This window comes from Streptomyces sp. McG3, assembly GCF_018619185.1.
Taxonomy (GTDB): domain Bacteria; phylum Actinomycetota; class Actinomycetes; order Streptomycetales; family Streptomycetaceae; genus Streptomyces.
In genome coordinates this window covers 1-8,420 of record NZ_JAAXYC010000328.1, presented here as the reverse complement: position 1 = coordinate 8,420, position 8,420 = coordinate 1, and the positions used below count along the sequence as shown (strand labels likewise).

The window sequence follows — 8,420 nt, the reverse complement described above, 5'->3', positions numbered from 1 at the left end:
CTCCCCCGCCGCCCCGGCCGTCCCCGTCGTCGTCATCCCGGTCGCACCTCTCCCGTCCGCGCGGCTGGCAGCACCCCTGCGGCACTGCCGCCCCGCCGCACGGTGTGCGACGGGGCGGGGTGTCCGGCGCCGGTCGTCCGGCAGGACGGGCGGCGCCGGGGTGTCCTACTTGGCGGCGTCGGCGGCGCGGACCAGCGCGTCCTTCGTCACCGCTCCGACGTACACCCTGCCGTCGTCCGTCAGCAGGGCGTTGACCAGGCGCGTCTTGAAGACCGTGCCCGAACCGAACTTTCCGGTGACCTTGTCGCCGAGCGCGTCGAGGAAGCCCTGCGCCTCGGCCGGGACGTCGCCCGAGCCGGCCGCGGGGAGACCCGTGCCGCCGGGGGTCCTGATCTCGGCGATCGAGGTCCAGCCCTCGCCGATGACGTTGAGGCCCTCGAAGCCGTCCAACTCGGCGAGCTGCCCGGGGAGCGCCTTCTGCGCCGCGCCGTGCTCGTCCTTGCCGGTCTCCAGCTCGTCGGCCTCGGTCACCTCGGCGCCCTTGGGCGGCGTGAAGTCGAACGTGGACGCGGCGGGCCTGGAGAAGTCGACCTTCGTGAACCCTGCGTCGACCACGGCCTTGCCGCCGCTCGCCGCCGACAGGGTGAACTTCAGCGGTACGCCGTTCTCGGCGTCCACGGCGATGCGGACCGAGCCGATCGTCGAACCGGACTGCTTCGGCTTGATCAGCAGCTGGTACGCGTCCCGCCCGGCGACCTGCGCCGTGCCGTCCACGGTGACCGAGGTGGTGTCCCCGGCCGCCGCGAGCGCCTGCTCGGCGAAGTCCTTCGGGGTGGCCGGAGCGCCCTCGGGTGCCTTCGGGGCCTTCTCCGCGCGCCCGTCGCCGTCCCGGCCCTCGGGAGCCTCGGCGTGGTAGACCTCGTCGGACGCGCTGTCGTACGCCCAGACCTCGCCCTGGTTGTGGATGAGGCTGTACTCGGACGCGTCCCCGAGGATGGAGAGCTTCTGCCGCTCCGGGCCGTCGGCGGCCACGCGCAGCGTGTGCGTGCCGGACGTCAGCTCCATGAGCTTGTCCTGCGGGGCCGCCGCGCCGCCTTCCTTGTCCCCGCCCGCGCCGCCCGGTACGAGCGAGCCGGCGAGGCCGTCGAGGGGCAGGCCCAGGTCGGTGCTGATCTTGAACGTGCCGGAGAGCTGCTCCTCGTCCGAAGCGGCGATCTTCTCGATGAGCTGCTGTGCGCTGATCTTCGGCAGGTCCGGGTCGCCGGTGCTGGCGAGCGCCGGGACGAGCCCGATGGTCGCGGCCGCCACCCCCGCGACCGCGACGGGGACGATGTAGCGCGCCGTCTTCCGGCGGCCCACGACAGTGCTCGTGGCCTCGCCGGTGGTCTCTGCGCTGTCGTTCGGTGCCATGGTGTGCCCTACCTCCGTGGTCGGCGGCTTCCGTTGTTAACCATCTGACCAAATCAGACGGTCCGAAGCGTCAGCCCGGGGAATCAACTCCACGTACTGCTCCGGTATGACAACCGGGAGGGGCGCCTACGTCATCCAGTAGGGGTACGCCCCACCGGATGACGTGCCGTCAACGTCCCGCGCACCACCGCGAGGCCTGGGACACCGCGGCGAGGCCCGGAGCAGGCCACCACGGGCAGTCTCTCAGCCCGCGCGGTGCACCACGGCGTCGCACAGCTCTTCCAGCGCGGACTTCGCGTACCCCTCGGGCAGCGGCGCGAGTGTGGCGCGCGCCGCCTGGGCGTAGTGCACGGTGTCCTGGCGGGCCTGCTCCAGCGCCGGGTGGGCGCGCAGCCGGCGCAGCACCTCGTCCAGGGCGGCGTCGTCGCCGAGGTCGCCGTCGAGCAGCTCGACGAGCTCCAGGTCGTCGGGCTTGCCGTCGGCCGCCGCCTGGGCGCGCAGCCGCAGGACCGGGAGCGTCGGGATGCCCTCGCGCAGGTCGGTGCCGGGGGTCTTGCCGGACTCGTGGGAGTCGGAGGCGATGTCGAGGACGTCGTCGGCGAGCTGGAAGGCGATGCCGAGCCGCTCCCCGTACTGGGTGAGGACGTCCACGGTCCGCTCGTCGGCGCCGGACATCATCGCGCCGAAGCGGCCGGACACGGCGACCAGCGAGCCGGTCTTGCCGCTGAGGACGTCCAGGTAGTGGTCGACCGGGTCGCGGCCGTCGCGCGGGCCCGCGGTCTCCAGGATCTGGCCGGTGACGAGCCGCTCGAAGGCCTCCGCCTGGATGCGGACGGCCTCGGGGCCGAGGTCGGCCAGGATGTGGGAGGCACGGGCGAAGAGGAAGTCGCCGGTGAGGACGGCGACGGAGTTGCCCCAGCGGGTGTTGGCGCTGGGCACCCCGCGCCGCACGTCGGCCTCGTCCATCACGTCGTCGTGGTACAGCGTGGCCAGGTGCGTCAGTTCGACGACGACGGCGGCGGGGACGACTCCCGGCGCGTCGGGATCGCCGAACTGTGACGCGAGCATGACCAGCAGCGGGCGGAACCGCTTGCCGCCCGCGCGCACGAGGTGCTGGGCGGCATCCGTGATGAAGGGCACGTCGCTCTTGGTGGCTTCGAGCAGCCCCGCCTCGACAGCGGCCAGGCCCGACTGGACATCGGCCTCAAGAGCCTGGTCCCGCACGTGCAGTCCGAACGGCCCGACGACGGTCACGAGGGCATCTCCTGTCTGCTGACGATCACACGCAATGTCGATGTGTCGCTGTCTTCATTCGACTCAGCGTATCCGGTCGCCTTTGGATCACCGTGGGCGGCTTCCCGCCGCCGCCGGTATGTTCGGGATCAGCTCATACGATCAGGAGTCCCCGTTTTGTCCCACAGCACCGCCGACACCGAGCCGGCCAAGCCCCCGCCCGAGGACGACCACGCCTTCTTCGGGCAGCCACGGGGTCTGATGACCCTGTCCGGCCTGGAGGTCTGGGAGCGGTTCTCGTTCCTGGGCATGCAGGCCATCCTCGTGCTGTTCTTCGCCGACACGGTGGCGAACGGCGGCATGGACATGGATCCCGGAACCGCCGCCTCCGTCTCCGCCGCCTACGGGACACTGGTCTATCTGGTCTCCGTGGCGGGCGGCTGGCTGGCCGACCGGATCCTCGGCTCGTACCGGGCCGTGCTGTACGGCGGCATTCTCATCGCGTGCGGCCACTACAGCATGGCCGTTCCCACCGACGCCATGACCTGGGTGGGCCTCGGCCTGATCAGCGCCGGAACGGGCCTGCTCAAGCCCAATGTGGCCTCCATGGTCGGCAAGCTCTACCGCACCGACGACGAGCGGCGCGACGCCGGCTTCGCCCTCTACTACATGGGCATCAACATCGGCGCCTTCGCGGGTCCGCTGGTCACCGGCTGGCTCGGTGACCACGTGAGCTGGCACTGGGGCTTCTCGGCCGCCGCGGTCGGTATGACCTTCGGCCTGATCCAGTACGTGGCGGGCCGCCGTCACCTGGCCGGGCGTAAGCACGCCGCCGAATTCGCGCTGGCCCCCGACGCGATGCGCCGCGCGGTCCGGCTGATCATCGGCGGGGCCGTCGTGGTCGCCGTCGTCGCGACCGTCCTCGCGCTGGTGGGCTGGCTGACCATCGACCGGTTCGTGGACGTGCTCACGGTGATCTCGATCATCGCCCCGATCACCTACTTCGTGGTGATGTTCAAGAGCCCCCGGGTCACCGCCGAGGAACGCGGCAGGCTGCGCCCGTACGTCGTGCTCTTCCTGGGCTCGGTCGTCTTCAACTTCATCCTGTTCCAGGCGTACTCGACGATGATCCTGCTCGCCTCGACCAACGCCCGCACCGAGATCCTCGGCTTCACCTTCCCGGCCAGCTGGTACGCCTCCGCGCTCGGCGCCTTCGAGGTCGCGCTCGCCCCGGTGGTGGCCGCCACCTGGGTCAGGATGGGCAAGCGCCAGCCGCACGCCTCCAACAAGATCGCCTTCGGCGTGATCCTCGGCGGGCTCTCCTTCCTCCTGATGGTCCTGCCGACGTCCGGGCACGCGGACGACACCTACAAGATGGCCGCCTGGTGGATCGTCGGCTCCTACCTGCTGCTCGGCCTCGGCGACGTCCTGCTGGAGACCTCCGGCCTCTCCGCCAGCAGCAAGCTCGCCCCGAAGGCCTTCGCCAGCCAGACGATGGCCCTGTGGTTCCTGTCGCTGGCCGTCGCCAACGGCATCCAGGCCCAGGTCGTGAAGCTCTACGGCGAGGTCTCCAACCCGGCGTACTTCGGCGTCAACGGAGCGATCGCGGTGGCGGTCGGCATCGCGATGATCATCGCCGCCCCCTGGCTGAAACGCACGATGCACCCCGTCCACTGAGCGCGCCCTCGCACCCCGTCCCCCACCGAGGTGACCCATGAACATCACGACCGAGTTCCCGTACGAGACCACCCGCGAGGACGTGTACATCCCGCTCTCCGACGGCACCCGGCTCTACGCCCGGATCTGGCGGCCGCTGACCGACGAACCGGTCCCTGCCCTGCTGGAGTACCTGCCCTACCGGCTCAGCGACTGGACCGCGCCCCGCGACTGGCAGCGCCACCCCTGGTACGCGGGCCACGGCTACGCCTCCGTACGGGTCGACGTCCGCGGCCACGGCAACAGCGAGGGGCTGCCGGGCGACGAGTACGACGCGCGGGAACTGGAGGACGGGGTCGCCGTCATCCACTGGCTGGCCCAGCAGGATTGGTGCTCCGGCCGGGTCGGGATGTTCGGCATCTCCTGGGGCGGCTTCAACTCGCTCCAGATCGCCGCGCTCGCCCCCGAGCCGCTGAAGGCGATCGTCACCGTCTGCTCGGCCGACGACCGCTACGACAACGACGTCCACTACATGGGCGGCTCCGTCCTCGCCGTGGACATGCACGCCTGGGCCGCCACCATGCTCGCCTTCGTCTGCCGCCCGCCGGACCCGGCGCAGGTCGGCGACGACTGGAAGGAGATGTGGCTGAAAAGGCTGGAGGCCGTCGACCCCTTCATCCACACCTGGCTGGCCCACCAGAGCCGCGACGCCTACTGGAAGCACGGCAGCGTCTGCGAGGACTACGGCTCGATCAAGGCGAAGGTCCTCGCGGTCGGCGGCTGGCACGACCCGTACCGGGACACCGTGCTGCGGCTCGTGGAGCACCTGGACCCGGAGCAGGTGCGCGGGCTGATCGGCCCCTGGTCGCACCAGTACCCCGACCGGGGGCTGCCGCCGGGGCCCGCGATCGGCTTCCTCCAGGAGACGCTGCGCTGGTGGGACCAGCACCTCAAGGGCCAGGAGACGGGCGTGATGCGGGAGCCGCTGCTGCGGTCCTGGATCAGCGGCTCGCACCCGCCCGCCACGGTGTACGAGACGCTGCCGGGCCGCTGGGTCGGGGACGCGAGCTGGCCCTCGGAGAACGTCTCCCCGGTGGCGTACGCCCTCCAGGGCGGCGAGCGGATCGTCGCCTCGCCGCAGCAGACCGGCGTGGACGCGGGCCGCTTCTTCCCGTTCGGCAACGACGCGGACCTGCCGCCGGACCAGCGGGACGAGGACGCGAAGTCGGTGTCCTTCGAATTCCCCGTCGAGGACGCGCCGATCGAGATCCTCGGCCGCCCCCGGGTGAAGCTCCGCGTCCGGATGGACGTCCCGCGCGGCCAGGCCATCGCCCGCCTCTGCGACGTAGCGCCCGACGGGTCCTCGACCCTGGTCACCCGGGGCGTGCTCAACCTCGCGGCCCGGCACGGCCGCGACCGCACCGACGACTGGCCCCCGGGCGAGACCGAGGACGTGGTCTTCGACCTCAACGGCATCGGGCACACGTTCCCGCCCGGCCACCGCATCCGGCTCGCCGTCTCCTCCTCGTACTGGCCCTGGATCTGGCCGCAGGCCGGCTCGGCGGGCTTCACCCTGGACGCGGACGGCAGCTTCGTCGAGCTCCCGGTGCGCCGCCACACCGAGGACCCGGCGATCACCTTCGGGGAGCCCGAGCAGTCCGAACCGCTCGGCGTGGTCTACCCGGTCACCCTGGAGGAGCCCCGCCCCGAACGCCTCGTCGTCCGCGATGTCGCCAAGGGCGAATGGCGCATGGAGGTCGACCCCCGGTACGGCGGTACGCGGGTCTACCCCGACGGCCTCGAATTCACCGAGGACGCCCTGGAGACGTACACGATCCAGCAGGACGACCCGCTCTCCGCGCGGACCCGCTCCGACTGGCGGATCCGGCTGCACCGACCGGAGACGGCCTGGGACGTGGAGATCGAGACCCGCTCCGAGATCGCCGCCGACGACCAGGACTTCATCACCTCCAACGAGGTGATCTGCAAGGACGGCGAAGAGATCGTCTTCCACCGCACCTGGGAGAAGCGCATCCCGCGCACGGCGGGCTGAGCGGCCTCCCTGTTTCGCCCTCGGGTCCCCCGGATTTCCGGGGGGCCCGACGAACTTTCCGGGCAATGCGCACAGTTGGGGATAGTCGGGGCACTGCCGCTGGGTAGGAGCACCGACGTAACGTGTCCTCAACGCGACCTGGAAAGCGAGGCAGCACCACATGCCCGAGCAGAGCAGCCCGCTCGATCTGGCCGAGGGCGACCCCTTCGGCCCGCACAACCTTCCGTACGGTGTGTTCTCCACCCCCGACCACCCCGACGACCGCCGGGTCGGCGTCCGCATCGGCAACCACGTCCTGGACGCCGGGGCCGCCGCCCACGCGCTGGGCTCCCCCTACGCGGGGCTGCTCGCGCGGCCGAGCCTGACGCCCCTGCTCGCGGCGGGCCGCACCGCCTGGCGGGACGTGCGCCGCGCGCTCACCGCCTGGCTGACGGTCCCCGCCCACCGCGCGGACATCGAGCCGCTGCTGTACCCGGTGGACGCGGTGACCCTGCACCTGCCGTACGAGGTCGCGGACTACGTCGACTTCTACGCCAGCGAGCACCACGCCACCAACGTCGGACAGATCTTCCGGCCGGACGGCGACGCGCTCACCCCCAACTGGAAGCACCTGCCGATCGGTTACCACGGCCGCTCCGGCACCGTCGTGGTCTCCGGCACCGACGTGGTGCGCCCCAGCGGCCAGCGCAAGGCCCCCGCCGACCCGGCCCCCGTCTTCGGGCCCTCGGTGAAGCTCGACATCGAGGCCGAGGTCGGCTTCGTCGTCGGGGTCCCCTCCGCGCACGGCACTCCGGTGCCGCTGGCCGACTTCCGCGAGCACGTCTTCGGCCTCTCGCTCCTCAACGACTGGTCCGCCCGCGACCTCCAGGCCTGGGAGTACGTGCCGCTCGGCCCCTTCCTCGGCAAGTCCTTCGCCACCTCCGTCTCCGCCTGGGTCACCCCGCTGGAGGCCCTGGACGCCGCCCGCACCGCGCCCCCGGCCCGCGACGTCCCCCTGCTCCCCTACCTCGACGACGCGGCGGACGAGGAGCCGGGCGGCTTCGACATCCGCATCAGCGTCGAGATCAACGGGCAGGTGGTCGCCGAGCCGCCGTTCGCCTCGATGTACTGGACGGCCGCCCAGCAGCTCGCCCACATGACGGTGAACGGCGCGTCGCTGCGCACCGGCGACCTGTACGGCTCCGGCACCGTCAGCGGCCCCGGGACCGGGCAGCGCGGCTCGCTCCTGGAGCTGACCTGGAACGGCCGCGACGCGCTCGAACTCCCCGAGGGCAAGCGGACGTTCCTGGAGGACGGCGACACGGTCACGCTGACCGCCTGGGCCCCCGGCCCGCACGGCACCCGCGTGGGCCTCGGCGACGTCACCGGAAGGATCGTCACCGCGCCATGACCCATGACGCCCCCGCGCTGACGCTGCCCGAGGAGCTGATCCTGCTCGCCCTGGACCCGGACCGGGGCAAGCCGACGTGCGGGGCCCGCGATCTGGCGTACGGGACCGCCGGGGCGGCCCTCGCCGAGTTGGAGCTCCAGGGCCGGATACGGGAGGAGGGCGGCCGGATCCAGGTGGTGAACCCGCTGGAACCGGCCGACCCGCTCCTCGCCGCCCTGCTCCGGACCCTGGACCCGCCGGCCAAGGGCCGCCGCCGAGGGATCCGCGCCCGGCGCTGGGTGGGCGAGCACGACCGGTACGTCCAGGAGAAGTACCTGGACTCCCTGGTCGAGCGCTCCGTCCTGTCCCGGAGGACCCACCGCTTCCTCGGCGTCTTCCCCTACCACCGCCACTACCCGGGCGTGCAGGACCTCTCGCGAGGCGTCCTCGACCGGTTCGCGGCGGCCGAGGCGGCGGGATATCCGGACCACCGCGACCGGGTGCTGGCCGCCCTGGCCTCCGCCATCGGCCTGGCCGGCGACCTGACCCGCCTCGGCCGCACGGGCCGGACGGTCATGAAGGTCATGCGCCGCTCCGAGTGGACCGCCGTGGCCGTCCGCTACAACGTGAAGCAGAACGAGTCCGGCGGCGGCTGGAGCGGCGGGGGCGGCGGCGACGGTGGCGGCTGCGGAGGAGGGG

Annotated in this window: 6 protein-coding genes; 4 read left to right on the top strand and 2 right to left on the bottom strand. The window is 72.0% G+C overall.

What is annotated here, in order from left to right; all coding sequences use genetic code 11:
- Nucleotides 1-165: 165 nt before the first annotated feature.
- Entirely contained in the window at nt 166-1,410 is a 1,245-nt protein-coding gene (locus HET64_RS33025; protein WP_215110835.1) for a DUF2092 domain-containing protein, read from the bottom strand.
- A 243-nt stretch (nt 1,411-1,653) separates the two neighbouring features.
- Nucleotides 1,654-2,664 carry a polyprenyl synthetase family protein gene (locus HET64_RS33020; RefSeq protein ID WP_215110834.1) on the bottom strand — a complete coding sequence of 337 codons (1,011 nt, stop codon included), beginning with the start codon at nt 2,662-2,664 and terminating at the stop codon, nt 1,654-1,656.
- 156 nt (nt 2,665-2,820) lie between these two features.
- Between HET64_RS33020 and HET64_RS33015 the strand changes: the two genes are divergently transcribed.
- The 4 genes from HET64_RS33015 to HET64_RS33000 form a co-directional block, all read left to right on the top strand.
- A complete protein-coding gene (locus HET64_RS33015; protein ID WP_215110833.1) occupies nt 2,821-4,320 on the top strand; it encodes a peptide MFS transporter in 1,500 nt (499 codons plus the stop codon).
- Nucleotides 4,321-4,357: 37 nt separating this feature from the next.
- Nucleotides 4,358-6,352 (top strand): CocE/NonD family hydrolase, encoded by a 1,995-nt coding sequence (locus HET64_RS33010; RefSeq protein ID WP_215110832.1) that lies wholly within the window; start codon nt 4,358-4,360, stop codon nt 6,350-6,352.
- Nucleotides 6,353-6,512: 160 nt separating this feature from the next.
- Nucleotides 6,513-7,742: a fumarylacetoacetase gene (fahA, locus tag HET64_RS33005; RefSeq protein WP_215110831.1), complete on the top strand. Its 1,230-nt coding sequence runs from the start codon at nt 6,513-6,515 to the stop codon at nt 7,740-7,742.
- Nucleotides 7,739-8,420: GPP34 family phosphoprotein (locus HET64_RS33000; RefSeq protein ID WP_215110830.1), on the top strand; the 682-nt coding region annotated here is incomplete at its 3' end. The genes fahA and HET64_RS33000, both read left to right, overlap by 4 nt.

Bases quoted from the DNA above. Each gene is read 5' to 3' on its own strand.
- fahA (WP_215110831.1), top strand. From the start codon at position 6,513: ATGCCCGAGCAGAGCAGCCCGCTCGATCTGGCCGAGGGCGACCCCTTC.
- HET64_RS33010 (WP_215110832.1), top strand. From the start codon at position 4,358: ATGAACATCACGACCGAGTTCCCGTACGAGACCACCCGCGAGGACGTG.
- HET64_RS33025 (WP_215110835.1), bottom strand. From the start codon at position 1,410: ATGGCACCGAACGACAGCGCAGAGACCACCGGCGAGGCCACGAGCACT.